The sequence below is a fragment of the Streptosporangium sp. NPDC023825 genome, assembly GCF_040639575.1.
Taxonomy (GTDB): domain Bacteria; phylum Actinomycetota; class Actinomycetes; order Streptosporangiales; family Streptosporangiaceae; genus Streptosporangium.
In genome coordinates this window covers 1-25,106 of the sequence record NZ_JBFAAE010000091.1, presented here as the reverse complement: position 1 = coordinate 25,106, position 25,106 = coordinate 1, and the positions used below count along the sequence as shown (strand labels likewise).

The 25,106-nt window shown below is 71.5% G+C and carries 26 protein-coding genes; 16 read left to right on the top strand and 10 right to left on the bottom strand.

Going from position 1 to position 25,106, the window contains the following annotated elements; translation table 11 throughout:
* The coding region (locus AB0G15_RS40695) for a LysR family transcriptional regulator (RefSeq protein ID WP_362850806.1) at positions 1-104 on the bottom strand (104 nt) is incomplete at its 3' end.
* A gap of 94 nt (positions 105-198) precedes the next feature.
* Here AB0G15_RS40695 and AB0G15_RS40690 point away from each other — a divergent pair.
* On the top strand, positions 199-477 hold the full coding sequence (locus AB0G15_RS40690) for an SDR family NAD(P)-dependent oxidoreductase (RefSeq protein WP_362850804.1): 279 nt from the start codon (positions 199-201) through the stop codon (positions 475-477).
* An 86-nt stretch (positions 478-563) separates the two neighbouring features.
* On the opposite strand, the gene nucS is transcribed toward AB0G15_RS40690, so the two are convergent.
* From nucS to AB0G15_RS40665, 5 genes are all read right to left on the bottom strand, one after another.
* Positions 564-1,223 (bottom strand): endonuclease NucS, encoded by a 660-nt coding sequence (gene nucS, locus AB0G15_RS40685; RefSeq protein WP_362850803.1) that lies wholly within the window; start codon positions 1,221-1,223, stop codon positions 564-566.
* Positions 1,224-1,367: 144 nt separating this feature from the next.
* On the bottom strand, positions 1,368-2,522 hold the full coding sequence (locus tag AB0G15_RS40680) for an ABC transporter permease (protein ID WP_362850802.1): 1,155 nt from the start codon (positions 2,520-2,522) through the stop codon (positions 1,368-1,370).
* Complete coding sequence (locus AB0G15_RS40675) at positions 2,519-3,397, bottom strand: ATP-binding cassette domain-containing protein (RefSeq protein WP_362850801.1); 879 nt, start codon at positions 3,395-3,397, stop codon at positions 2,519-2,521. The genes AB0G15_RS40680 and AB0G15_RS40675 overlap by 4 nt, the downstream gene beginning before the upstream one ends.
* Positions 3,394-3,825 (bottom strand): transcriptional regulator, encoded by a 432-nt coding sequence (locus tag AB0G15_RS40670; RefSeq protein WP_362850799.1) that lies wholly within the window; start codon positions 3,823-3,825, stop codon positions 3,394-3,396. Before AB0G15_RS40670 ends, AB0G15_RS40675 begins: the two co-directional genes overlap by 4 nt.
* Positions 3,826-3,827: 2 nt before the next feature.
* Positions 3,828-4,268 carry a hypothetical protein gene (locus tag AB0G15_RS40665; RefSeq protein ID WP_362850798.1) on the bottom strand — a complete coding sequence of 147 codons (441 nt, stop codon included), beginning with the start codon at positions 4,266-4,268 and terminating at the stop codon, positions 3,828-3,830.
* 287 nt (positions 4,269-4,555) lie between these two features.
* Between AB0G15_RS40665 and AB0G15_RS40660 the strand changes: the two genes are divergently transcribed.
* The 3 genes from AB0G15_RS40660 (at position 4,556) to AB0G15_RS40650 (ending at position 6,606) form a co-directional block, all read left to right on the top strand.
* The gene (locus tag AB0G15_RS40660; protein ID WP_362850797.1) at positions 4,556-4,876 is read left to right on the top strand and encodes an ATP/GTP-binding protein; all 321 of its coding nucleotides are present in this window, start codon (positions 4,556-4,558) and stop codon (positions 4,874-4,876) included.
* Between the two features lie 76 nt (positions 4,877-4,952).
* Positions 4,953-5,666, top strand: coding sequence for an alpha/beta hydrolase (locus AB0G15_RS40655; RefSeq protein WP_362850796.1), 714 nt, complete (start codon positions 4,953-4,955; stop codon positions 5,664-5,666).
* Between the two features lie 148 nt (positions 5,667-5,814).
* Entirely contained in the window at positions 5,815-6,606 is a 792-nt protein-coding gene (locus AB0G15_RS40650) for an alpha/beta fold hydrolase (protein ID WP_362850795.1), read from the top strand.
* Positions 6,607-6,777: 171 nt separating this feature from the next.
* On the opposite strand, the gene AB0G15_RS40645 is transcribed toward AB0G15_RS40650, so the two are convergent.
* Together AB0G15_RS40645 and mce are read right to left on the bottom strand one after the other, a co-directional pair.
* Positions 6,778-8,061, bottom strand: coding sequence for a DivIVA domain-containing protein (locus AB0G15_RS40645; RefSeq protein ID WP_362850793.1), 1,284 nt, complete (start codon positions 8,059-8,061; stop codon positions 6,778-6,780).
* A gap of 157 nt (positions 8,062-8,218) precedes the next feature.
* On the bottom strand, positions 8,219-8,680 hold the full coding sequence (gene mce, locus AB0G15_RS40640) for a methylmalonyl-CoA epimerase (protein WP_362680000.1): 462 nt from the start codon (positions 8,678-8,680) through the stop codon (positions 8,219-8,221).
* Positions 8,681-8,763: 83 nt separating this feature from the next.
* On the opposite strand from mce, the gene AB0G15_RS40635 reads away from it, so the two are divergent.
* On the top strand, positions 8,764-9,951 hold the full coding sequence (locus AB0G15_RS40635; protein ID WP_362850792.1) for an acetyl-CoA C-acetyltransferase: 1,188 nt from the start codon (positions 8,764-8,766) through the stop codon (positions 9,949-9,951).
* Entirely contained in the window at positions 9,948-10,892 is a 945-nt protein-coding gene (gene meaB, locus AB0G15_RS40630; RefSeq protein ID WP_362850790.1) for a methylmalonyl Co-A mutase-associated GTPase MeaB, read from the top strand. Before AB0G15_RS40635 ends, meaB begins: the two co-directional genes overlap by 4 nt.
* Positions 10,893-11,007: 115 nt before the next feature.
* Here the strand turns inward: meaB and AB0G15_RS40625 are convergent, their stop codons facing one another.
* Positions 11,008-11,685: a DUF4230 domain-containing protein gene (locus tag AB0G15_RS40625; protein ID WP_362850789.1), complete on the bottom strand. Its 678-nt coding sequence runs from the start codon at positions 11,683-11,685 to the stop codon at positions 11,008-11,010.
* 55 nt (positions 11,686-11,740) lie between these two features.
* Complete coding sequence (locus tag AB0G15_RS40620; RefSeq protein ID WP_362850788.1) at positions 11,741-13,105, bottom strand: hypothetical protein; 1,365 nt, start codon at positions 13,103-13,105, stop codon at positions 11,741-11,743.
* 342 nt (positions 13,106-13,447) lie between these two features.
* Here AB0G15_RS40620 and AB0G15_RS40615 point away from each other — a divergent pair, with 342 nt between their 5' ends.
* The 10 genes from AB0G15_RS40615 (at position 13,448) to AB0G15_RS40570 (ending at position 24,973) form a co-directional block, all read left to right on the top strand.
* A complete protein-coding gene (locus AB0G15_RS40615) occupies positions 13,448-13,981 on the top strand; it encodes a MarR family transcriptional regulator (protein WP_362850786.1) in 534 nt (177 codons plus the stop codon).
* 280 nt (positions 13,982-14,261) lie between these two features.
* Positions 14,262-15,929 carry a methylmalonyl-CoA mutase family protein gene (locus AB0G15_RS40610; RefSeq protein ID WP_362850784.1) on the top strand — a complete coding sequence of 556 codons (1,668 nt, stop codon included), beginning with the start codon at positions 14,262-14,264 and terminating at the stop codon, positions 15,927-15,929.
* 46 nt (positions 15,930-15,975) lie between these two features.
* Positions 15,976-16,917: a tetratricopeptide repeat protein gene (locus AB0G15_RS40605; protein WP_362850782.1), complete on the top strand. Its 942-nt coding sequence runs from the start codon at positions 15,976-15,978 to the stop codon at positions 16,915-16,917.
* Positions 16,918-17,117: 200 nt separating this feature from the next.
* Entirely contained in the window at positions 17,118-18,530 is a 1,413-nt protein-coding gene (locus tag AB0G15_RS40600; RefSeq protein ID WP_362850780.1) for an NAD-dependent malic enzyme, read from the top strand.
* Positions 18,531-18,680: 150 nt separating this feature from the next.
* Positions 18,681-19,259, top strand: a complete 579-nt coding sequence (locus tag AB0G15_RS40595; protein WP_350973560.1) for a YqgE/AlgH family protein — start codon at positions 18,681-18,683, stop codon at positions 19,257-19,259.
* 199 nt (positions 19,260-19,458) lie between these two features.
* On the top strand, positions 19,459-19,710 hold the full coding sequence (locus AB0G15_RS40590) for a DUF3039 domain-containing protein (protein ID WP_350949856.1): 252 nt from the start codon (positions 19,459-19,461) through the stop codon (positions 19,708-19,710).
* Between the two features lie 273 nt (positions 19,711-19,983).
* Entirely contained in the window at positions 19,984-20,721 is a 738-nt protein-coding gene (locus AB0G15_RS40585) for a zinc metalloprotease (RefSeq protein ID WP_362850778.1), read from the top strand.
* Positions 20,718-22,109: an MFS transporter gene (locus tag AB0G15_RS40580; protein ID WP_362850776.1), complete on the top strand. Its 1,392-nt coding sequence runs from the start codon at positions 20,718-20,720 to the stop codon at positions 22,107-22,109. Before AB0G15_RS40585 ends, AB0G15_RS40580 begins: the two co-directional genes overlap by 4 nt.
* A 98-nt stretch (positions 22,110-22,207) precedes the next feature.
* Positions 22,208-23,083: a hypothetical protein gene (locus tag AB0G15_RS40575; protein ID WP_362850775.1), complete on the top strand. Its 876-nt coding sequence runs from the start codon at positions 22,208-22,210 to the stop codon at positions 23,081-23,083.
* 138 nt (positions 23,084-23,221) lie between these two features.
* On the top strand, positions 23,222-24,973 hold the full coding sequence (locus AB0G15_RS40570; protein WP_362850773.1) for a DEAD/DEAH box helicase: 1,752 nt from the start codon (positions 23,222-23,224) through the stop codon (positions 24,971-24,973).
* The last annotated feature ends 133 nt before the right edge of the window (positions 24,974-25,106 follow it).

Below are 25,106 nucleotides of genomic sequence, written 5' to 3'. Positions count from 1 at the left end.
GCCTGGGTGATGCGGGCGGGGGTGACGCGCAGCCGTTCGGCGGTCCGGCCGAAGTGCAGCTCTTCGGCCAGGGTCAGGAAGATCTCGATGTCGCGGAGTTCCACGATCCTCCTTCGCGTTAACCCGGCGGTTAATGCGGCGTTGCGTGGGTTGTCGTTGTTCGCGGTGATTGTTTTCGCTGATCCTAGTGGCGGGACGATGGAGACCACTTCTGAGGTGACGAGAGTGCTGGGCAGGACGGCGTTGGTGACCGGGGCTTCACGGGGCATCGGGCGGGCGATCGCGCGGCGGCTGGCGGCCGACGGGGCGCTGGTGGCCGTGCACTACGGCCACAACGAGGCGGCCGCCCGAGAGACCGTGCACCTGATCGACAAGGACACCGGCATCCTGCTCTGCCGGCTCGGCTACACCGTGCCGAACCCGGCGCACCTGATGAACGACTTCTGGACCACGATCTACCAGGCGCTCGACGACTGACAGTGACGTATCCCGGCTTTCGTGGAGTCGTCCTGGTCGACTCACATGGCTCCGCGACCCAGTTCGATGATCCAAAAGGACAGGTCCTAGAACAGGGTGTCGGTGCGTTCGATGCCGCGCAGCTCGTCGTAGTCGAGGGTGACGCAGCGGATGCCGCGGTCCTCGGCGAGGGTCTTGGCCTGGGGCGCGATGCTCTGGGCGGCCAGGACGCCGCCGACCGGGGCGAGCAGGGGGTCGCGGTTCATCAGCTCCAGGTAGCGGGTGAGCTGTTCCACGGCGTCGATGCCCGCGCGGCGCTTGAGCTCCACGGCGACGGACGCGCCCGTGTGGTCGCGGCAGAGGATGTCGACGGGGCCGATGGCCGTCATGTACTCGCGGCGGACGAGCGTCCAGCCCGCGCCCAGGGTGGTGATGTGCTCGGCGAGCAGCTCCTGCAGGTGGGCCTCGACCCCGTCCTTGATCAGGCCCGGGTCCACGCCCAGCTCGTGGCTGGTGTCGTGGATGATCTCCTCCATGGTGAGGACGAGCTTCTCGCCGGTCTTGCCGTGGGTCACCGTCCAGGTGCCCTCCTCCTCGCGGAGCTTGCACGGCGGGTTCATCCAGTTGAGCGGCTTGAAGGCCCGGTCGTCGGCGTGGATGGAGACGCTGCTGTCGGCCTTGATGAGGATGAGCCGGGGCGCCATCGGGAGATGGGCGGTGAGCTTCCCGACGTAATCCACGCTGCACCGCGCTATGACCAGACGCATGACCGAACCCTATCGGCCGGACGGGGGCCGGATCCCCGCGATCCGGCCGGACGGCCTGATGACCTGGTGGCCCGGTGAACGAAGACGGACTCCCCGGCCGTACGGCTCGGGGAGTCACGTCCGTCGAGAGGGAGGGCCGCGGGGTCAGCGCATCGCCTCGGAGAGCTTCACGCGGGCGCCGGTACGCAGGACCGCACGGCTGTAGATGCGGGCGCCGAGCATGAGGGTGCCCGCCGTCGCCAGCAGCATCAGGACCGCCGCCACGGCGATCTCCCAGGCGAACACCTCGCCCCCGGCCATCCTTACCGGCATGACCATCGAGGAGAACGGCGGCACCAGCGACAGGATCCTGGCCACCGGGCTGCTCGGCTGGACCGCCGCGAAGTAGGCGACCAGGTAGGTGACCATCATGAGCATCGTCATCGGGGTCAGGACGCTGTTCGCGTCCTCCTGCCTGGACACCAGAGACCCGAGCGCCGCCGCCATCGCGGCGAAGAACGCGTATCCGAGGATGAACCAGAACAGGGCGCTGACCACGATGCCCGCCATGCCCGGGGGCAGGTCGGCCGCGAGGCCGGTCGCCGCCGCCGCGCCGAGACCGGCCACGATGATCACGACCATGTTGGCCAGCGCGAGCGCGCCCAGTCCCACGATCTTGCCGCCGAGCAGCTGCCAGGGGCGGACCGAGGTGAGCAGGATCTCCACGATCCGGCTGCCCTTCTCCTCGACCACGCCCATGGCGACGTACATGGAGGAGTAGATGAGCAGGAAGAACAGCACCATGACCAGCAGGGACGCGATGCCCACCCGCACGCCCGCGTAGCGGGCGTCGGCGCCGATGGATACCTGCTCCAGGGGGGCGACCCGCATGGCCGCCGCCACCTTGGCCGGATCGAGGCCCGCCTCGGACAGCTGCCGCTGGGTCTGGGTGGTCTGGTTCGCGGTCTCCAGCAGCAGGCCGAGCTCGTCGTCCACCTCACCGTCGGCGAGCACCCTGTTGCGGTCCACCACGGCGGCGTCCACCTCGTCGAGGCTGATCGCGCTGACCGCGGCCCCCTCGTCGGGGAACTTCCTGATGGTGAGCTCCACGTCCTTGGCCGCGGCGGTCAGGGCCGGTGCCAGCGCCTGCGCCTGCGCTCCGGCGAGTCCCACGGTGTAGGAGTCGGGCCCGGAGAAGAGCCTGGGCAGGAACGCCAGCGCCGCGACCAGGACGGCGCTGACCACGAGCCCGATGACGAACGCCTTCGTACGGCCGCGCGTGACGATCTCCCGCCGCGCGACCAGCCACAGTCCGCTCATGCGACGGCCTCCCTGAAGATCTCGGTGAGCGTGGGGCGCTGCCAGCCGAAGTGCTCGACCCGTCCGGCCTTGACCGCGAGGCGCAGGATCTCCTGGCCGTCGCCGTCGACGCCCGCGACGAGGACCTCGTCGCCCTTCTCGGTGACCTCTCCCGGCAGGGACGAGGCCCAGCCGGGGGAGGCGTTCCTGACGACCACCCTGAGCCGGCCGCGTCCCTCCCGGTCGCGCAACTCCTCGACCGTGCCACTGGCCACCACGCGGCCGGCGGAGATGATGCCGACCGAGTCGCAGAGCCGCTCGACGAGGTCCAGCTGGTGGCTGGAGAAGAGCACCGGCACGCCCGCGGCGCACCGCTCGGCGAGCACCGCGGCCAGCGAGTCGACGGCCAGCGGGTCCAGCCCGGAGAACGGCTCGTCCAGGATGAGCGCCTCGGGTTCGTGCACCAGCGCCACCGCGAGCTGCACGCGCTGCTGGTTGCCCAGGGAGAGGGCGTCCACCGCGTCGTTGGCGCGCTCGGTGAGCGAGAGCCGTTCGAGCAGGTCGGCGGTGGCCTTCCTGGCCCCGCTCGGGGTCAGTCCGCTGAGCCTGCCGAAGTACTCGACCTGCTCGGCGACCCTCATCTTCTGGTAGAGGCCGCGCTCCTCCGGCATGTAGCCGAATCGGCGCCGGTCGTCGAACGTCAGGACCTTGCCGTCGCGGCGCACCGAGCCCGAGTCGGCGGTCAGCACGCCCATCAGGATGCGCATCGTGGTGGTCTTGCCCGCGCCGTTCGCTCCGACGAAGCCGAACATCTCGCCCGGTTTCACGGAGAACGTCACACCGTCCAGGGCGACCTTGTCGCCGTACTGTTTGTGCAGGTCGTCTATCTCGATCATTGGGGGGATCCCTCGGTGAGGCGCCTCAGCACGGAGACGTAGTCATGGAACGCCCGGCGGCCCTCGTCGGTCATGGCCAGCCAGGTGCGTGGGCGCTTACCCACGAAGGCCTTCTCCACGTGCACGTAGCCGGCCTCCTCCAGGGTGATGACGTGCTTGGAGAGCAGCGAGTCGCTGATCTCGATCGTGTCGCGCAGGAAGCGGAACTCGGCCTTGTCGGTGGCCGAGAGGGCGGCCATGATCGACAGTCGGACGGGTGCGTGGATGACGTCGTCGAGGTCGTGCCGGGGGTGCGAGCCCGTGCCACCCCCGGCGCTCCCCGCGCCACCCCCCGTGTCGCGCGCCGCCCGGCCCGTGCCACCGCCCGTACGACGCGTGCGGCCCGCCTCCTCCGCGTCGTTCGCGCCGCCGTGCGCGTCGTTCGCCACGCTCACCGCTCCGCCAGCAGCACGCGCCACGCCGCGTAGAGGGGCGGGACGCTCGCGCAGAGCGACAGCGCGATCAGCGCCGCGCTCCAGCCGCCGCCCGGGTCGCCGGGACGGAAGAACGCGCCGAACACGAACACGATCATGACCAGGACGACGTACGAGATCGTCACGGGGCCGGTCGGCTTGTTGGCCCAGGTGATCTCCGGGTCCTGGACCCTCATGCCGCCGAGGTATCCGACGAACAGGACGGTCAGGAGGATCCACGCCACCCCGGCCGTGACCTGCGACCAGGCCGGACCGAGGAACATGACGGGCCAGTAGACGATCGTGCCCAGGCCGACGACCGCGTAGAGCAGGCCGACGACACGCGCCGGCCGCCTGGCCCGCCGGTCGACCTCGGCGATCCGCCGCAGGGCCTCCTCCGGTGTCATCTCGTCCTTCATGTCTCCTCCTCCGCTCACATTCTCAAATGGTAATTACTACTCAACTCTCGTTCAAGTACTTTCTGTTCGCTCTTCGGCCACCCGACCGGCTTTTGGGGTAGCCCGTACCTCTCTGGGAGACTGTTGCGATGCCGGAAAGGGCGGTCCGCCACGTGGGGCGGACCCGGCGGGCAGGGTGGGAGAGCGATGACGAGCACTTTTGAGGCGGTCGAGGTGACCGGGACGCCCGGGAGGGCCGGGACGGACGGCCTCGGCGCGGCGTGGGTCCGGAGCATCCGAGACCTGCCGTGAGCCCTCGCAAGGCCCGCCGCGCCGACCCCTTCGACCGAGGCGGCAAGCGGGGCCACGCCCGCCCCGTCGGCGGCTTCGTGCCCGGCGTCGACCGTACCGAGGAGTGGCCCGACGGCGACTGGCAGGTGCGCCGGGTCACCGGCGGCTCGGCGGACAAGGTCTACCGCTGCCCCGGCTGTGACCAGGAGATCAGGCCCGGCCTGCCGCACCTGGTCAGCTGGCCCGCATGGCAGGGCGGGGAGGACGAGCGCAGGCACTGGCACACCGCGTGCTGGCGCAACCGGGTCAGGCGCGGTCCCGGCCGAAGCAGATACTGACCGGCCGGCCACGACCGGCACGACTGGCCATGACCGGCGCTGACGTCGGCCGGCCGAAGCGGATTCGAGGAGAGACATGGAGATTCGGGCCTCTACGGTGCTGCCCGCGCGCAGGGAACCGATCGAGCTGCACACCGGCGACGGCCTGACGCTCGTCGGCGAGCTGGCCCTTCCCGCCGACCGGCCCCCGGTGGCCACGCTGGTCTGCCTGCACCCGCTGCCCACCCACGGCGGCATGATGGACAGCCACGTCTACAAGAAGGCGGCCAACCGGCTGCCCGCCCTCGCCGACCTGGCCGTGCTGCGGTTCAACACGCGCGGCACCACCTCGGAGCGGGGCACCTCCCAGGGCGCCTTCGGCGGGGGCGAGGACGAGCGCCTGGACGTCGCCGCCGCCCTGGAGTACGCCGACTTCAACGACCTGCCCCGGGTCTGGCTGCTCGGCTGGTCCTTCGGCACCGAGCTGGCGCTCAAGTGGGGCCGCGACCCGCTGGTGGAGGGCGCGATCCTGCTCTCCCCGCCGCTGCACCGGGCCACCGACGCCGACCTCGACGCGTGGGCGGAGTTCGGCCGGCCGCTGACCGCGATGGTCCCGGAGTTCGACGACTACCTGCGTCCCGAGCAGGCCCGCGAGCGCTTCGCCAGGGTGCCCCAGGCCGAGGTCGTCGGGGTGGACGACGCCAAGCACCTGTGGGTCGGCGAGCCGTACGTGCGCATCGTCCTCGACCGGATCGTCCTGCGGGTGAATCCGGCCGCCCACCCCCTGCCCACCGAGGTTCCGGGCGCCTAGGAGCCTGTCCGGTTCGGACCTCTCACAGGACCTTCGTCGCCGTATCGCCGGGCGGGTCCCGTTCACCGGCGACGGAGTTACCACAACGTCATAAACGGTTGTGGAAGCGGGGGTGCCAGGAGGGGACCCCGGGAATACGGTGGACGGCGTGCAGCTGTACACGCGGTCGGCGGGAGAGGGGCTTCCGGTTGTCCTCCTTCACGCGTTCCCCCTCTCGTCGGCCATGTGGCTGGCCCAGAGGGAGGGGCTGTCCACCGTCTGCAAGGTCATCACTCCCGACCTGCGCGGTTTCGGCGGCTCGGTGCTGGGCGAGGACGAGCCCTCCCTCGACGTGATGGCCGACGACGTCGTACGCCTGCTGGACCGCGAGGGCGTGGACCGCGCGGTCGTCGGCGGGCTGTCCATGGGCGGCTACGTGACGATGGCGCTGTGCCGCCGCCACCCCGACCGGCTGCTGGGGGTGATCCTCGCCGACACCAAGGCGGGGGCCGACCCGGAGGCCGCCAGGTCCAACCGCGAGCGGATCGCCGCCGCGGTGCTGGAGGAGGGCACGTCCGTCCTGCTGCGGGAGGTGCTTCCCGGACTGGTCGGGCAGACGACCGTGCAGCGCAGGGCGATGGTGTTCGGCCGGGTGCGCGGGCTGGTCCAGTCGGCCCCGCCGACGGCCGTCGCCTGGGCGCAGCGGGCCATGGCGGGCCGCCCCGACTCCTTCGACACGCTGCGGGCGCTCAAGACGCCCGTCCTGGTGATCGTGGGTGAGGAGGACGAGATCGCCTCGCCCGCCGAGGCGGGGGCGATGGTCGAGGCCGTGCCCGACGGGAGGCTCGCCGTGATCGAGAAGGCCGGTCACCTCAGCGCGGTCGAGCAGCCCGAGGCGTTCAACCGGGCGGTGTCCGGCTTCGTCGCCGAGATTGCCGGGGGATCGTCACCTCGCGGGTGAGCGGCGACGGCGCCACAGGCCGGGACGACCTGGCGGGGGCAGGCCGGGAAGACTCGGCGGGGGACGGCGAGACAGGAAGCGGGACAGCAAGCACAGGAAGAGAGCCTGGCGACCGTGAAGGTCGCCAGGCTCTCTGGTAGCCGTCGCCAACGCCCCGGAGCCAGCGGCCGCCTATTCCTGCCACCACTCCGCGTCGTCGTCCTTCGCCTCGGCCCTGGCGGGCGCGGGAACCGGCTTCTCGGCGCCGTTGGCGGCGGCGGGGATGGCCGGCTTCGGCGGTGCCGCGGCGATCGCGGGCTCCGGCTCGGCGGCCGGGAGCGGCGCGCCACCGAGCAGCTGGCGCAGCTGCGCGAGGTGGCTGGTGATGCTGTCGCGCTGACGGGTCAGCTCGTCGACCTGGCGCTGGGCGACCGAGCGGCTGCGCTCGGACTCGGCCTTCGCCTCGGAGACGATGGACTCGGCGCTCGCCTTGGCCTCGGAGACGACCTGGTCGGCGTTCTTGCGCGCGTTGGCCAGCAGCTGCTTGGCGTGCGTGTCGGCCTCGCGGCGGGTCTGCTCGGCCTGCTGCGTGGCCTTGGTGGCACGCTGCTCGGCGGTGGCCGCCCGCTGCTCGGCGGTGGCCGTCAGCTGCTGGGCCGCGGCCTGCGCGTTGGCGTGACGCTCGGCCTCCTGGCGCTCGGCCTCCTCGCGCCTGGCGGCGAGCTGGATCTCGAACTCCGCCTCGTCCTGGGCCCGCTTGGCCTCCGACTCCTCGAGCACCCGCTGGGCCTGGGCGCGCATCTCGTCGGCCTGGCGCTTGGCGGTGGTGAGGACCTCGTCGCGCTCGCGCTTGGTCGAGGCGCGCAGCTGGGCCACCTCGCGCTCGGTGGTGGTGCGCAGCTTGGCGATCTCGCGCTCGGAGTCGGCGCGCTTCTCGGCCACCTCGTGGTCGGCGGTGGCGCGCAGCTTGGAGACCTCGCGCTCGGTGGTGGCGGTCAGCTCGTCGGCCTCGCGGCGGGCCGTCGAGCGGATCTCCTCGGCCTCGCGCTCCGCGCTGGTGCGCATCTCGTCGACCTCGCGGGTGGCGAGGGCGCGCTTCTCGGCCGCCTCGTTCTCGGCGGCGGCGCGCAGATCGGCGGCCTCGACCTTGGACGCCGCCTTGATCTCGTTCGCCTCTGACCTGGCCGCCTGGACCAGCTCGGTCGCCTGCTCCTCCGCCAGGCGGAGCAGTTGCTCGATGCGGGCGCCGAGCCCGGAGTAGGTCGGGCGCTCCTGCTCCTGAAGCTGGCGCTGGGAGTCGGACAGCTCCCGCTGCAGGCCCTGAACCTGCTCCCGGGACTGCCGGAGCTCGCCGTCGAGCTGCTTCAGGTGGTCGTGGACCTGGTGCCGGTCATAGCCACGGAGCACCACGTCGAATTCCCGAGCGGGGGCGTCTTCAAAGAAGTTGTTGAGCTGGGCGTCGATGTCGGACTGCATGGAGGCTCGATCCTGGGTTGTCGAGACGGCTACACGGGCCGGACGGGGGTTTCAGGCATCCGAAGCGGGAGCCGGGGCGGGATCCACGTCCGGTGGTACGCCAGCGTACTCCGCCGGTGCCGAGTTGGCGGTCTCGTCCGGCTTTATGCGTGACTTGTTACGTATCAGCGTTTCTTGCATTCGGCGTGACCTCGGCTTGCCTTTCCGCGGCCTGCACGAGTTCGGTGAGCATTCCCCCGACGTCTTTGGGGTGAAGAAAAGCGATCGAGGAGCCCAGGGAACCGTGGCGCGGCTGCTTGTCGAGGAGGCGGACACCCCTGTCGTCGATCTTCTCCAGGGCCTGCACGACGTCCGGGACGCCGAAGGCGACATGATGAACACCTTCCCCGCGCTTCGCGAGAAATTTGCCGACCGGCGTGTCGGGGCCGAGCGGTTCGAGGAGCTGGATATAAGATCCACCGCCCTCGCCGTCGGCGATGTGCAGCATCGCCTCCTTCACTCCCTGCTCGGTGTTGACCTCGCGCGCCACCACCTTGAGCTCGAAGATCCGCTCGAAGAGAGCGATCTTCTCCTCGAGGTCGTGGCAGGCGATTCCCACATGATCGATGCGCATGAACATAGGGACATCCTCCATGGCGATCGCTGATGTACTCATGGGTATGGTGGCAAAGTCGCCCCAAGCCCGCCAGGGAGGCTCCACTTATGTCTGGTTCCGTCATCGTCGCCGGAGCTCGTACGCCCATCGGAAGACTGCTCGGCTCGCTGTCCGGCCTGTCGGCCGCCGAGCTCGGCGGCATCGCCATCAAGGCCGCGCTGGAGCGTTCCGGCGTCGCCCCCGAGGCGGTGCAGTACGTGATCATGGGGCAGGTGCTCCAGGCGGGCGCCGGTCAGATCCCCTCCCGCCAGGCCGCCGTCAAGGCGGGCATCCCGATGACCGTGCCGTCCCTGACGATCAACAAGGTCTGCCTCTCGGGCCTGGACGCCATCGCCCTGGCCGACCAGCTCATCCGCGCCGGCGAGTTCGACATCGTGGTCGCGGGCGGCATGGAGTCCATGTCGAACGCGCCGCACCTGCTGCCCGGCCTGCGCAGGGGCGTGAAGTACGGCTCCGCCGGCATCGTCGACTCGATGGCCTTCGACGGCCTCACCGACGCCTACGACCAGGTGGCCATGGGCGAGTCCACCGAGCGGCACAACGCGCGCCTCGGCCTCACCCGCGAGGAGCAGGACGCGTACTCCGCCCGCTCCCACGAGCTCGCCGCGGCCGCGATCAAGAACGGGACGCTCGACGACGAGATCGTGCCGGTGGCCATCCCGCAGCGCAAGGGCGAGCCGGTGGTCTTCTCCGCCGACGAGGGCGTGCGCGGGGACACCACCGCCGAGGTCCTGTCGCGGCTGCGGCCCGCGTTCGCCAAGGACGGCACGATCACCGCAGGGTCTGCCTCGCAGATCTCCGACGGCGCCTGCGCGGTGGTCGTGATGTCCAGGGCCAAGGCCGAGGAGCTCGGCCTCGGCTGGCTGGCCGAGATCGGCGCCCACGGCAACGTCGCCGGGCCCGACAACTCGCTCCAGTCGCAGCCCGCCAACGCGATCAAGCACGCCCTCGGCAAGCAGGGCCTCTCGGTCGGCGACCTCGACCTGCTGGAGATCAACGAGGCCTTCGCGCAGGTCGTCCTCCAGTCGGCCAAGGAGCTCGGCGTCTCCCTCGACAGGGTCAACGTCAACGGCGGCGGCATCGCCGTCGGCCACCCGATCGGCGCCTCGGGCGCCCGCATCGTGCTCACCCTCGCCCACGAGCTCAGGCGCAGGGGCGGCGGCCTCGGCGCGGCCGGTCTCTGCGGTGGTGGCGGGCAGGGCGACGCCCTGATCATCCGCGTCCCCTCGGCATGACCGCGGAGGTCTCCGACCTGGTCGCGATGGCCAGGGAGGGAAGGCCGCGGGCCGTGGCCCGGCTGATCTCCATGGTCGAGAACGGCTCCCCGCGACTGCGGGAGATCACCGGCCTGCTCTGCGCGGACCGGCCGCACCGGGCCCGGATCATCGGGCTCACCGGCTCTCCCGGCGTCGGCAAGTCCACCTCCACCGGGATGCTGGTCCACGCGTTCCGCAAGCGGGGCATGAGGGTCGGCGTGCTCGCCGTCGACCCGTCCTCGCCGTTCACCGGCGGGGCGCTGCTGGGCGACCGGGTCCGGATGCAGGACCACGCCACCGACCCGGACGTGTTCATCAGGTCGATGGCGAGCCGGGGGCACCTGGGAGGGCTGTCGTGGGCCACGCCCCAGGCTTTGCGCGTCCTGGAGGCGGCCGGCTGCGAGGTCATCCTCGTCGAGACCGTCGGAGTCGGCCAGGCGGAGGTGGACATCGCCTCGATGGCCGACACCACCGTCGTGCTGCTCGCCCCCGGGATGGGCGACGGCATCCAGGCGGCCAAGGCGGGCATCCTGGAGATCGCCGACGTGTTCGTGGTGAACAAGGCCGACCGCGAGGGCACCCAGGCCACCGTCCGAGAGCTCCGCAACATGATCGCCCTGGTCGAGCGGCCCTGGAGGCCGCCGATCGTGCAGACCGTGGCCTACCGGGGCGAGGGGGGCGAGGAGGTGGTCGACGCCCTTGGCGACCACCTGGCCTACCTGGAGACGTCGGGCGAGCTCGTCCGGCGCCGTCACGCCAGGGCGAGGGACGAGATCGAGGCGATCGCCCTCACCACCCTGCGCTCCCGCTTCGCCCACCTGCACGGCGACCGGCGCCTCGACGCCCTCGCCACCCGCGTCCTGGACGCGGGACTCGACCCCTACACCGCGGCGGACGAGCTCCTGGCCGCCGCGGGGTGAGCGAGGTCCGCGTTCCCGGTCACATCGCGGAGGGCGAGCTCCTGGCCGCCGCGGGCTGAGCGAGGTCCGCGTTCCCGGTGTCCGAACCCGTGTGCCGGGGCTCGGGCACCGGGGCTCAGGTCTCGTCGGCGAACTTGACGGTGACCTTCTCGAAGCCGAGGCCCTTCAGCAGGCCCTCAAGCATGATCTTGGTGTTCTGGTCGGCCCGGTTGCGCAGGTCGCTGGCCTGGGCGGCCTCGGCGATCTTCTTCTCGGCCAGCATGTAGAGCTCGCGCTGGTCGGCGGGGGAGGAGGACAGCAGGTCCTCGACCCGGTCGAAGAGACCGCGTTGCTGGGCGTAGACGTACGAGCGCTTGTTGTCGAGGTTCGGCTTCTCCAGCTGGGCGCGGGGCAGCTTCACCGTGACCTCGGTACGGTCGGGGGAGACCGTCAGGGCGTTGCCGGCGATGCCGCCGAAGTCGACGTAGGCGTCGACACCGCCGGCTCCGACGAAGAGCGTCCGGCTGCCCTTGACCGCGTCGGGCAGGAAGGCCGCGTCCTTCTCCAGGTCGACCACGACCTGGAAGTTGCCGGTGGCGGCCTCGAAGCGGCTGAGGTTGTGGATGGACTCCAGCAGCACGGGCTGGCTGCGGTCGACCGTCTCCTCGCCGAACGGGTTCAGCCACGACCAGGTGAGGCGGGCGCCCACGACGAGAAGGACGACGACGACGAGCAGCCCGGCGAGGAAACGCCAGCCGCGCCCGCGGCGGGCCGCCTGGGGCGCCGCGGGCGGAGCTTCTTGGGAGGCTTTCACAGCGCTCTCCTTCCCCGGACGGTGACCTTCTCACGCGGAGCCTATGCCGATCTTCCTATCCCCGTGGCGACGGGAGCGCGCCGCCTTCGGCGAAGGGGCCGCGCCGGGGGCCGCCCGGGGTGCCCGCTCCCGGGGACGGGGGTCCGCCGGGTGCCTGGTGGCCGGTGCCGGGCCGGGGTTCGGGGCCGGTCGAGGCGCCTCCCGCCCCCTGCCCGGCCTGCCCTGTCGGAGGGGTCTGCTCGGCCTGGCCCCCGAAGTGAGTGCTTTGTAGCCGGCAACCGGTGAAGTCGGCGTAGTAGAGCCGGAGCCAGTCGCGCCGCTGGACGTCCGTGAGGCCGGAGAACCACGCCGCGGCGTACCGGTGTTCCGGGAGCGGCCCGCCGGGCAGCGGCTCGCCGCGCAGCCACGCGGCCACGATGTCGCGGTAGCCCGCCGCGGGGGTGGCGTCGCACCGGGCGGCCAGGTCGCCGACGAACTCGTCGGCCGCCTTCTCGGCGAACCCGGCCGCCAGGTCGTCGACGTGAATCGCGATCACGCCCGCGGCGACCGGGGTGGTGTCGCGCCGGGGGTGCTGCTCCACCCGGGAGAACTCCCCGGGCGTCCCCGCCAGCCGGGACGCGATCTTGACGAACTCCGCGCTCAGCTCGGGCAGGCCGGCGCGCATCCCCGGGTGCACGCAGACCATGATCGGCCACTCCTGGCAGCTGTAGACGACCTGCTGGGCCGAGACCGGCTGCTGCTCGGTGAACAGCCTGGCCATGCCGGTCCCGGCGGCCAGCACCGCGATGAGCGCGGCGGCCAGCACCAGGGCCTGGCGCGTCACGACCGCCGCCCAGCCGAGCAGCAGCGCCGAGCTGATCCCGACCAGCCAGAGCGTCTGGTCGGTGAACGCCGCCGCGTTCAGCCCCTGGAAGGGGTCGTACGGCTCCCGCGTCGCGGGGGCGAGCCGGTCGCCCCAGGCCGGCCCCTGGCACAGCCAGGTGAACAGGCTGTAGCAGCCGAGCCCGGCCAGGACCGGGGTGATCGTCCACGGCAGCAGCCAGCCGATCACCCAGCCGATGACGACGTACAGCGCCAGCCCGGCCGCGCCCATCACCAGGCCGCTGGGCAGCAGCCGCCCGGCCTGCTCCGTGATCATGGTTCTGACCGCCAGGACCACGACGGTGGCGGTGAACGCGCCTCCCGACACCACCAGGATCGCGAGTGGCGCCCGTACCGCCTGCCACGGCGTCATCGACCGCCCGCGTGTCCCGCGCCGCCTGCGCACCGCCACCCAGGCGGCGAACGCGGCCGCCACCGGGCCGGTCAGCCGGAGCGAGCCGATCACCGCGACGACGATGTTCTCCCACGCGCTGACACCGGGAACCAGGACGCTCCACGCCGCGACCACCCCGAGCACGAGCAGGATGGCGACGGCCATCAGTCCGCTCTGCTGGAGTTCCTCGCGTGAAACGCCCCTGTGCTCACGCACCGGCCGGCGTGGCGGGAACCCACGCCGCGTCGGTGTAACCGAAGTCCGTCCGGCGTCCGAACGCCGTCAAGTTGTCGTTCATCAAGCACCCCCCGTGCCGTGAATGTGCGGATGCCGGTCCCCTCGGCACCGGTCCGGCTCGCGTCCCCCGCAGGCCGGACTGAGTCATCGTGGCCACTTGGCCACGGCCTCACCATTCGATGTGGGAACCATAACGGAGCGTGACGTTTGGCGTCCGGGTTCTTGGTGAAGCCATCAGTTCGGTGACTCTACGTATATGGGCGAATCGGGATGAGGCCGCGCTACCGTAGCCCTGTGGTTACAGGTCAGCTGAATCTCCCGTTTGACCCCATCGAACGTGCCGCGGAGACGTGGCGCGTTCACTTCGGGCCCTCCTCGGCCATGGCCGCCGTCACATCGATCATGAGAGCGCACCAGATCCTGCTGTCGCAACTGGACACGCTGCTCAAACCGCATGACTTGACCTTCGCCCGGTACGAGGCGCTGGTGCTGCTGACCTTCAGCAAGACGGGGGCGCTGCCGCTCTCCAAGATCGGCGAGCGCCTGATGGTCCACCCCACGAGCGTGACCAACACCGTGAGCCGCCTGGAACGTGCCGGTCTGGTGCGGCGCATGCCCAACCCCCGCGACGGCCGGGGCGTGCTCGCCGAGATCACCGACCGGGGCCGCGAGACCGTCCGCCGGGCGACCGCCGACCTGATGGAGGCCGACTTCGCCATGCCCATGTACGACGAGACGAAGCTGGACCAGATGTTCGACCTGTTCAGAACCCTCCGCGTGGCCGCCGGTGACTTTCGGTACTGAAGGCGACCAGTACTGAAGGCGACGCCGCGCGTCGCGGTGAGGCCGCTCTTGCCCGGCTCCTTCCCTCGTCGAACGAGGCCGCTCGTTCCTCGCGACCCCGCTCTCCTCGGTCCAGTCCCCGGCGCGGCCTCACGGGCCGAAGGCGACGTCTCGCGTCTCCGGCAGTGGTCCCCCCGCAGCGCGGGACCGCACGCCTGGCCAAGAATTAGTAGGACGTCCTAGTATCTGCATGAGGCCACAAGCCGGATAAGAAGCCACATGCCGTACAAGGGAGTTGGCCATGGACGCTGAGCGGGTCGAGGCGGGACGGGCACGCTGGCAGGCGCGGTTCGACGGGGCGCGCAAGCGCGAGGCGGAGTTCCGCACCCTCTCGGGGATCGAGGTGGAGCCGGTCTACGGGCCCGAGGGCGGCGACGCGCGCATGGAGCGCATCGGCTGGCCCGGCGAGTACCCGTTCACGCGTGGCCTGCACCCCACGGGTTACCGGGGCAAGGCGTGGACCATCAGGCAGTTCGCCGGGTTCGGCAACGCCAGGCAGACCAACGAGCGCTACAAGATGATCCTCGGCGCGGGCGGCGGCGGGCTGAGCGTGGCCTTCGACATGCCGACGCTGATGGGCCGCGACTCCGACGACCCGCGCTCGCTCGGCGAGGTCGGCCACTGCGGCGTGGCGATCGACTCCGCGCTGGACATGGACCTGCTCTTCGACGGCATCCCGCTCGGCGACACCACCACCTCGATGACGATCAGCGGCCCGGCCGTCCCGATCTTCTGCATGTACGTCGTCGCCGCCGAGCGGCAGGGGGTGCCCGTCGGGAAGCTCAACGGGACCCTGCAGACCGACATCTTCAAGGAGTACATCGCGCAGAAGGAGTGGCTGTTCGCCCCCGAGCCGCACCTGCGGCTGATCGGCGACCTGATGGAGTTCTGCGCCACCGAGATCCCCGCGTACAAGCCGCTCAGCGTGTCCGGCTACCACATCCGCGAGGCCGGGTCCACGGCCGCCCAGGAGCTGGCCTTCACCCTGGCCGACGGGTTCGGCTACGTGGAACTGGGCCTGTCGCGCGGCCTGGACGTCGACGTCTTCGCCCCGGGCCTGTCCTTCTTCTTCGACGCGCACATCGACTTCTTCGAGGAGATCGCGAAGTTCAGGGCCGCCCGGCGGATCTGGGCGCGGTGGCTGCGCGACGTCTACGGCGCGAAGACCGACAAGGCCCAGTGGCTGCGCTTCCACACCCAGACGGCCGGGGTGTCGCTGACCGCCCAGCAGCCGTACAACAACGTGGTGCGCACCGCGGTCGAGGCGCTCGCGGCGGTGCTCGGGGGCACCAACTCGCTGCACACCAACGCGCTCGACGAGGTCCTCGCCCTGCCCTCCGAGAAGGCCGCGGAGATCGCGCTGCGCACCCAGCAGGTGCTCATGGAGGAGACCGAGATCGTCAACGTCGCCGACCCGCTCGGCGGGTCCTGGTATGTGGAGGCGCTGACCGACCGGCTGGAGGCCGAGGCCGAGGCGATCTTCACGAGGATCAGGGAGATGGGCTCGGACGGCACGATGACCTCGGGCATCCTGCGCGGCATCGAGGACGGCTGGTTCATGTCCGAGATCGCCGAGGCGGCCTTCGACTACCAGCGCAAGCTGGAGAAGGGCGAGAAGAGGATCGTCGGGGTGAACTGCCACACGGCCTCGATCGACGAGCCGCTGGAGATCCTCCGGGTCAGCCACGAGGTCGAGCGCGAGCAGAACCGCGTCCTGGCCGAGCGCCGCGCCACCCGCGACCAGGCGGCCGTGGACGCCGCCCTGGCCACGATGGTGCAGGTCGCCAGGGGTGAGGGCAACATGATCCCCGCCATGCTCGACGCGGCCAGGGCCGAGGCGACGCTGGGCGAGATCTGCGACGCGCTGCGCGACGAATGGGGCGTCTACACCGAACCGGCCCGCTTCTAGCGGTGGCGCGTCGGGGCATCGGCCGGGATACGGCAGGATTGGAGTCATGAGCCCAGCGGACTTCACTCGACCCGGATCGCTCTACGGCGCCGTCGATCTCGGCGCCCGCAAGCAGGCACTCGAGGCACAGGCGCGGCGGGAGACCACCGCGCAGGAAACCGGCGGTGTTCCGGCGCCGGTCATCGACATCGACGACGCCAACTTCGCGACCGAGGTCGTCGAACGCTCCATGAACGGCCTCGTGCTGCTGGAGCTCACCGTCACCCGTGCCGAGCAGGCCAAGCAGTACAGCCTGCTTCTGGAGAAGCTGGCCGCGGAGAACACCGGCCGGTGGGTCCTGGCCAGGGTCGACGTCGAGCTCAGCCCGCAGATCGCGCAGGCGCTCCGGGTGCAGAACGTGCCCGCCCTGTACGCGATCTTCCAGGGGCAGCCGGTGGCCGTCGTCCCGGGCATCGCCACCGAGCCGCAGCTGCGCGACTGGCTGTCGCAGCTGATGGAGGCGCTCGCCCAGTACCTCCCGCCCCCCGGCGAGGAGGCCGCGAACGGGGCGGAGGAGCAGCAGCCGCAGGAGCCCCCGGTCGACCCGGACGTGCTCGCCGCCGAGCAGGCCATCGACGCCGGTGACCTCGACGGCGCGGTGGCCGCGTACGAGCGGCTGCTGGCCCGCTCGCCCAACAACCAGGACGCCAAGCTGGGCCTGGCCGGCCTCGGCCTGATCCGCCGCACCCAGGACGTCGACCCGGCCGATCTGCAGGGCCGCCTGGCCGACCCCGCAGACGTCGAGGCCCAGCTCCTGGCCGCCGACTTCGAGATGCTCTCCGGCGAGGTGGACAAGGCCTTCGACCGGCTGGTCGACGTGGTGCGCCGCACCTCGGGCGCCGACCGTGACACGGCCAGGGTGCACCTGCTCGGCCTGTTCGACACGCTCCCCGGCGACGACCCGTCCATCGGCAGGGCCCGGAGGAACCTGGCCAGCGCCCTGTTCTGAGTCCTGTCCCGAGCGACGTTCCGGGCGATCGGCGGTCCGGGCACCCGGCTCACGGTCCGGATCGAGGGCCGGGTGACATGGGGTACGTCGTGACCGCATCTATATGTGCAGGTCCGCCGACCTGGGCGCGCACACTCGTCACGGGATGGCACGATGGAAACCATCCCAACCAAAGTCAGTCGCAAAGGAGCGGATTGGCTGTGGCCACCGTGCCGAGTGTGTCGTACTCCATCACCGTGCGCCTGGAGGTGCCCGCCGGCGGCAATGCCGTCAGCCAGCTCACCCACGCCGTAGAGTCGGCCGGAGGTGTGGTCACCGCGCTCGACGTGACCACGGCCGGCCATGAAACGCTGCGCATCGACGTCACCTGCGCCGCGCGTGACACCGATCACGCGCAGGCGATCGTCGACAAGCTGGAGGGCGTCGAGGGCGTCGTCATCCACAAGGTCTCGGACCGGACCTTCCTCATGCATCTCGGCGGCAAGATCGAGATGCGGTCGAAGGTGCCGCTGCGCAACCGCGACGAGCTCTCGATGGCCTACACGCCCGGCGTCGCCCGGGTCTCCATGGCCATCGCCCGCAACCCCGAGGACGCCCGCCGCCTGACCATCAAGCGCAACACCGTCGCCGTCGTCACCGACGGCTCGGCGGTGCTCGGCCTGGGCAACATCGGCCCGGCCGCCGCGCTCCCCGTCATGGAGGGCAAGGCCGCGCTGTTCAAGCGGTTCGCCGACATCGACGCCTGGCCGATCTGCCTGGACACCCAGGACGTCGACGAGATCGTGCGTACGGTGCAGATCATCGCCCCCGGCTTCGGCGGCATCAACCTGGAGGACATCTCGGCGCCCCGCTGCTTCGAGGTGGAGCGGCGGCTGCGCGATCTGCTGGACATCCCGGTCTTCCACGACGACCAGCACGGCACCGCGATCTGCGTGCTGGCCGCGCTCACCAACGCGCTGCGCGTGGTCGGCAAGGACCTGGGCGAGGTCCGCATCGCCCTCGCGGGCGCGGGCGCGGCCGGTACGGCGGTGCTGCGCCTGCTGCTCGCGGCGGGCGCCCGCAACCTGGTCGTCTGCGACTACCTGGGCGCCGTGCACCGCGGCCGCCAGGACCTGGACGACTCCCTCCAGTGGATCGCCGACCACACCAACGCCGAGGGCTACTCCGGCGACCTGCGCGGCGCGGTCAAGGGCGCCGACGTGTTCATCGGCGTGTCCGCGCCCGGCATCCTCAACGGCGACGACATCGCCACGATGGCCAAGGACGCCGTGGTCTTCGCGCTCGCCAACCCCGAGCCCGAGATCTCGCCCGACGACGCCCGCGAGTACGCCGCCGTGGTCGCCACCGGCCGCTCCGACTACCCGAACCAGATCAACAACGTGCTGGCCTTCCCCGGCGTCTTCCGCGGCCTGCTCGACGCCCAGGCCACCGTGGTCAGCCAGGAGATGCTGCTGGCCGCGGCCAAGGCGCTGGCCGCCGTGGTGACCGCCGAGGAGCTCGGCCCCAACTACATCATCCCCAGCGTGTTCCACCCGGACGTGTCCGGCGCCGTCGCGGCGGCCGTGCGCGAGTCGGCCGGTGGCCGGGCCCGTACGGGCATGACGGAGGCGTGACGGCACCCGCGGTCCCGTCCCGCTCCGAGGGGCGCGTTCACCCGCGCGTCACGTGACACCGGGTGCGTCACATGACACCGAGTGAGGCCCGAACCATCGGAAGAGCGGGTGGAGCAGCGCGAAAGGGGGTTCACCCCTCATGATGGAGGTATGGCGGAGGCGATCTACGTCGGTGGGCTTCTGGTGGCGACGCCGCAGCTGGAAGATCCCAACTTCCGGCGCAGCGTGGTCCTGGTGCTGGAACACGACCTCGACGGCGGCACCCTGGGTGTGGTGCTCAACAGACCGAGTGACATCTCGGTGACCCAGGTGCTCCCCACCTGGGACACCATGGTCACCGGGCCGTCCGTGCTGTTCCAGGGCGGCCCCGTCCAGACCGACAGCGCGCTGGCGCTGGCCGCCGTCCCGAGCGGCCAGGAGCCGCTCGGCTGGCGGAGGCTGCACGCGGGCACCGCGGCCGTCTCCAGGCTCGGCACCGTCGACCTCGACGCGCCGCCGGAGATCCTCGCCGGGGAGATCGCCCAGATGCGCATCTTCGCGGGGTACGCGGGATGGTCGGCGGGGCAGCTGGAGAGCGAGATCGGCGAGGGCGCCTGGTACGTCGTGGACGCCGAGCCCGGTGACACCTTCCACCACGAGCCCGAGTCGCTGTGGCGGGCGGTGCTCCGCCGGCAGCGGGGCGAGCTCGCCTACGTGGCCACCTGTCCCGACGACCCGTCGATGAACTAGCCGGGCGACCGCTTCGCGGACGACCGTCCCCGGCCGGGCCGGGCCGGCGCCGGATCCCGCCCCCCGGTCACCGGGCCGGTCGCGGGCGTCGTGCCCGGGCCGCCGGTCGGGGGCGTCGTGCCCGCGCCGGGGGAGGCGTTCCGCGACCCACCGGCCGCCGGTGCCCCGAGCGCGGTGGTACGGGCATAAAATCGCCAGGGTGAGTACGAAGATTCTCCCTGAGAGCGACGTCCGGCCGGACCTGTCGCACGGCGACGGCGACCACGAGCGCTTCGCCCACTACGTCGAGAAGAACAAGATCATGGAGAGCGCGCTGAGCGGGACCCCGGTCCGCGCGCTCTGCGGGAAGGTCTGGGTGCCGAACCGCGACCCCCAGAAGTTCCCGGTCTGTCCGGAGTGCAAGGAGATCTACTCGGGTCTGCCGAAGGGTGAAGACGGCAACAACGAGTGAGTGTTGCTCATGGGTGATCGCCACAGATGAGGCTACGGTCGGGATGCCGCCGGGGGGCGGCGAACGACCAGCGTCTGGGATCTGTCGGGGGAGTCCATGTTTCGGCGTGCGATCGCCGTTGTGTCCGCATGCCTGTTCACGGTGGGCGCCGCTCCTGGCGTTCCGGCCGTTCCCGGCGGTACGGCCGCGTCCGGGCCACCGGGGTGCGCCCACGCCTCCCGGCTCGCCCGTCCCGTGGCGGCGGAGCGCGCGCCGGCGCCGCCTGTGTCGTCGGTGCCGTCGACCGCGCGCGCCGGCGGGCGGCACGGATCGAGCCCGCGCCTGCTCGCCATCACCGTGCCCACCTGGGTGCACGTCATCACCGACGGTCGCCTCGGCGCGCCCGACGTCGCCGTACGCGCCCAGATCGCCACGCTCAACGCCGCCTACTCCGGGGGGTTCGGCGGCGCGGACACCGGGATCCGGTTCAGGCTGGACGGCGTCACCCGTACCGCCAACGCGGCCTGGTTCCGCGAGCCCGTCACCCACGAGCGGGCGATCAAACGGGCGCGCAGGGGCGGTCCGGAGACCCTCAACCTCTATCTCGCCCAGCTCGGCGAGCTGGTGCTCGGCTACTCCACCTACCCCCACGGGTACGTCAAGGAGCCCGGCCTCGACGGCGTGGTCGTCGACTGGCGGAGCCTGCCCGGAGGGGCGATGCGCAGCTTCGACCGGGGATACACCGGCGTCCACGAGATCGGGCACTGGCTCGGGCTGCTGCACACCTTCGAGAAGGGCTGCGACCCGCTGGGCGACGGCGTGGCCGACACCGAGCCCGAGGGGCAGCCCACCGAGGGCTGCCCGCTGATCAAGGACACGTGCAAGGGCGGCGGGCCGGACCCGGTCCACAACTTCATGGACTACTCCGACGACCGCTGCATGTCCGGGTTCACCCCTGGTCAGGCCGCCAGGATGCAGGAGATGTGGGCCGTCTACCGAGGCCGGGGAGCGGACATTACCCTTGACGGGTGACAGCACCGAAGACAGCCGACGCTCCATACGAAACCCCCCGGATCTTCGGTCCCGAGTACCGGACCGCCTCCCTGGGCATCCTGCTCGTCGTCACGTTGATCGCTTTCGAGGGCATGTCCGTGAGCACGGTCATGCCCGCCGTCTCCGAGGACCTCGACGCCCTCGACCTGTACGGGGCGAGCCTGTCCGCCTTCCTCATCGCCTGCCTGCTCGCCAACGTCGTCGCCGGGCTGTGGTCCGACCGGCGGGGGCACGCCTGGCCGTTCCTGCTCGGTGTGGGGCTGTTCACGGCCGGTATGGCCATGGCCGGGGCCGCCGGGTCCAAGGAACTGTTCATCGTCGCGCGCGTCGTGCAGGGCCTCGGCGGCGGCGCCGTCATCGTGGCGATCTACGTGATGATCGCGCGGGTCTACGTCCCGGCGACCAGGCCCCGGGTGTTCGCCGCGCTGTCGGCGGCCTGGGTGCTCCCCGCCGTCGTCGGGCCCGGTCTGACCGGGCTCATCGCCGAGACCGCCGGATGGAGATGGGTCTTCTACGGCATCGTGCCGCTGGTCGTCCCCGCCCTCGTGATGCTCCTGCCCGCGCTGCGCGTCGGCGGGCACACCCCGGCGCCCACGCCCTCCACGGGCCCCCGCTCCAGGCCGCTGGCGATGACCCTGGCCGCCACCGCCACGGCGTGCGGCGCGGGAATCCTGCTGTACGGGGTGAGCCACCTCCACGACACCCCCGTACCGGGCGGCATCGCCACCGCCGCGGGGCTGGCCGCCCTCGCCGCGGGCCTGCCGAGGCTGCTGCCTCCCCGGGCCCTCAGGTTCGGCCGCGGCCTGCCCACCACGATCATGATGCGCGGGGTGTTCGCCTCGGCGTTCTTCGGGGTCAACGCCTTCATCCCGCTGTTCCTCACCGAGGTGCACGGCTTCTCCGTCGCCGCGGCCGGGGTAGCCCTCACCTTCGGCGCCCTGGGCTGGAGCACCGGCTCCTACCTGCAGACCCGCCGCTCGTACGACAGGCCGCTGCTGGTACGGATCGGCGCTGCGGCGATCACCGTGGGCATCCTGACGACCCTGCTCGCCCTCGTGCCCGGGGTCGGCGGCTGGGTCATCGTGCCTGCCTGGGTCGTCGCCGGGTTCGGCATGGGCCTCGGCCTGACCAGTGTCAACGTCACCGCGATGCACCAGTCGCCCGACGCCGAGCAGGGCGCCAACTCCGCCGCGCTCCAGGTCGTCGACACCCTGGGCAGCGCGATCACCATCGGCGTCGGCGGGGGCCTGGTCAACCTGATCGGCCACGACGACATCGCCACCGGTTACACCACGATCGTCGTGCTGATGGCCTCCATCGGGCTCTTCGGGATGGTCGTGGCCCGGCGCATGAGGGACATCCCATGACTCATTGGTCACTCCCGTAACAGCGATCACCCATAGCCGGGTCACGCCGCGGGATGCGTGGTAGGACGGTAGGACCGTCGCCGCCGGGAGGAGGTCCCGTGCACGAACGACCTCGCCGGTCGGACCCGCCCGACGAGTCCGGCCGTGGCGGCGGGCGCCGGTCCCGGCGGGCCCGCAGGGCCGCGCGGGCGGCCGAGGACGAGGTGTGGCCGCGCTCGGATCCGGACCTCGACGACGAGCGCCGTCCCTGGCCGGCGCCCGAGGACGACGAGTACCGCCCCTGGCCGCCGCCGGAGGACGAGCTGCCCGAGTCGCCCGATGCCCGCGCCGGCCTGACGTGGCCTCCCCGCATCCCCGAGCCCGGCGATGACCTCCCGCCCTCGGCCCGCTGGTACGGCACGCCCATCGCGCCTCCCGAGCGCCGTCCGGGGCGCCTGCGACGCGTGCTGCTCGTGCTGCTCGCCCTGGCCGTGGGGGGCGGCGTCATCGCCGGGGTGGCCGTACTGGCGCTGCGGGCGCTGCCCTCCCCGCCGCCGGGGCGGGTGACCGACCCGGTCGCGGGGGTCAGCTACCCGCTGCCCGACCGCTGGCTCGCCGGTACGGTGCCACCGGTCACCGACTTCACCTCGGCCGCCGGCGACGGCGTCAACACGACCGTGATGGTCATGCCCGCGGAGCCGGTGACCGACGTGCGCGCCACCACCGCCGAGCTCAGCGACCTGTACGCGCGGCTCCTGCTCCACGGCGACGAGGTGAAGGTCGTGGACGACACGGAGATCGCCGTGGGGGCGCGTACCGGGCACACCCGCTCCCTGCGCGCGGAGTACCTGGACGTGGTGAACCGGCCCGCGTACCTGCGCGTGGTCTTCCTCACAGGGGCCGGGACGCGCCCGGTGGTCGTGGTCGCGATGACCCAGCCGGACGACCCCGTGTCGAGGGCCGAGATCGACACGGTGATCGCGGGTCTGCGCTGAGAGGGCCGTTGAGCGGTTCCGGCACCGCGAGCCCGCGGTTTCCGGCTTCGCGAACCACTAGCACGGGGAGACGACCTTGGCGAGGATGTCGGCGGATCGGCACGTCTTGTCGGCGGTGCCGATTACCCTGGTGACACTGTGAGCACTTTCGCCGCATCCCACCTCTCGCCCTCATATCCGGACCGTGCCGCCTGGGGCACCGCGCCGAAGCTTCGCGCGTGGCAGCAGGAGGCCTTTGACCTGTACTCCAGCCGTGAGCCGCGCGACTTCCTCGCGGTCGCCACGCCGGGTGCGGGCAAGACGACCTTCGCGCTCCGCATCGCCAGCGACCTCCTGTCACGAGGGATCATCCGGGCTGTGACGATCGTCACACCGACGGAGCACCTCAAGCAGCAGTGGGCGGACGCCGCGGGCAGGGTCGGCATCGCGATCGACCCCGAGTTCAAGAACAGCCAGGGCGCCACCTCCCGCGACTACGTCGGGGTGGCCATCACCTACGCCCAGGTGTCCATGCACCCGGCGCTGCACCGCGCCCGCACCGAGGCGCGCAAGACGCTCGTGATCTTCGACGAGATCCACCACGCGGGCGACGCGAAGTCCTGGGGCGACGGCGTGCGGGAGGCGTTCGAGCCGGCCGCCAGACGCCTCGCCCTGACCGGGACCCCCTTCAGGTCCGACGTCAACCCGATCCCCTTCGTCACCTACGCCGAGGACGGCGACGGGGTCCGGCGCAGCGTCTCCGACTACTCCTACGGGTACGGCCCGGCACTCGCCGACGGCGTCGTCCGGCCGGTCATCTTCCTCGCGTACGCCGGTGAGATGCGCTGGCGGACCCGCGCCGGCGACGAGATCGCCGCGACCCTCGGCACCCCGCTCACCAAGGACCAGCTCGGCCAGGCATGGAGGGCCGCGCTCGACCCGAAGGGCGAGTGGATCCGCCAGGTCCTCCGGGCGGCCGACCGGCGCCTGACCGAGGTGCGCAGGGGCGTGCCCGACGCCGGGGCCCTGGTCATCGCGACCGACCACGAGACCGCCCGCGCCTACGCCCGCCACATCCGGACCATCACCGGGGAGGGCGCCACGGTCGTGCTCTCCGACGACCCCACGGCGTCCAAGAAGATCAAGGAGTTCTCCGCCTCCGAGCAACGCTGGCTGGTCGCGGTCCGGATGGTCTCCGAAGGGGTCGACATCCCGCGCCTGGCCGTCGGCGTCTACGCGACGAGCATCTCGACCCCGCTGTTCTTCGCCCAGGCCGTCGGCCGCTTCGTCCGTGCCCGCAAGCGGGGCGAGACCGCGTCCGTCTTCGTGCCCTCCGTGCCGACCCTGATGGGCCTGGCGGGGGAGATGGAGGCCGAGCGCGACCACGTGCTCGACCGCAAGCCCCCCGAGGAGGGGCTGGACGACTTCCTCCTGGAGGACGCCCAGCGCAAGAAGGACAATCCCGACGTCGTGGGCGACGAGCTGCCGTTCGAGACCCTGGAGGCGGTCGCCACCTTCGACCGGGTCCTCTTCGACGGCGGCGAGTTCGGCAGCGCGGCGGAGACGGGTTCCCCCGAGGAGGAGGACTTCCTCGGCCTGCCGGGCCTGCTGGAGCCCGACCAGGTCCGCACCCTGCTGAGCAAGCGTCAGTCCGACCAGCTGAAGGCCAGGCGCAACAAGCCCGAACCCAAGGAGCCGCAGCTCGCCCCGCACGAGCTGATCGCCAATCTCCGCAAGGAGCTCAACGGCCTCGTCGGCGCCTGGAACCACCGCACCGGCCAGCCCCACGGTGTCATCCACGCCGAGCTCCGCAGGGCCTGCGGCGGGCCCGCCATCGCGCAGGCCTCCGCCGAGCAGATCCAGGAGCGGATCGGCAAGATCCGCCACTGGGCCACCCAGCGCTCCCGCTGAGATCCGCCCGGCCCGGTCACCGGGCCGGGCGGATCGCCACCCGGCCCGGCGGGCCCGCCCGGGCCGGTCCCCCGCCCCTGGGCGGGGCCCGATCGGGAGAGCACACGGCTGTACTCCAGTCACGCACCCGGCG